General features: G+C 40.5%; 1 pseudogene. It reads left to right on the top strand.

Annotation, left to right across the window (positions count from 1 at the left end):
- Window positions 1-264: pseudogene (locus DWW03_RS16390) on the top strand (type II restriction endonuclease); the annotation flags it as partial.
- Between the last annotated feature and the right edge of the window lie 287 nt (window positions 265-551).

Raw genomic sequence — 551 nt, 5'->3', positions numbered from 1 at the left:
AGCGATTTCGTGCAGCAACAAGGCGTGAAGTGTAACTTTGCAGATTCTATCCCATGGGTGATATTGTCTCCCATTGAACAGAGCATCAAGCAGAAGATTGAGTCTGTGGGAATACCCTTGAAGGATTGGAACATCCAAATCAACTATGGGATAAAAACTGGTTTCAATGATGCTTTTATCATTTCTACCGAAAAGCGTGATGAGATACTAGCGAATTGTCAAACAGAAGATGAACGTGTTCGGACGGCTGAACTTATACGACCCAATACTTGGCCCCCCAACGTTGCATAGCATACCACTCATATCGAATTCCTGTCTCTGCTTTGTTTCGTTTAGAAAGTGGTTCTTTATATTCCAACATATGGTTATATACAGCAGGATATTGTTCTTTAAACGCTTTTTCTGCCTTTTCAGAAGCACCAGTTATAGATTCATCAAATTGGTATGGGAAATGCCAAGGGATATATATTAGCCATTGCCCTGCCCAGTCATATCCATACCTCTTTATATCTCTGCCACGAAGAATCGGAGGATTTTTCTAAGCCAAAAAT

Source organism: Alistipes sp. AF14-19, assembly GCF_003461645.1.
Classification (GTDB): Bacteria; Bacteroidota; Bacteroidia; order Bacteroidales; family Rikenellaceae; genus Alistipes; species Alistipes shahii.
The sequence above is the reverse complement of the archived record's forward strand: the minus strand, read 5'-3'. Positions and strand labels throughout refer to the sequence as shown.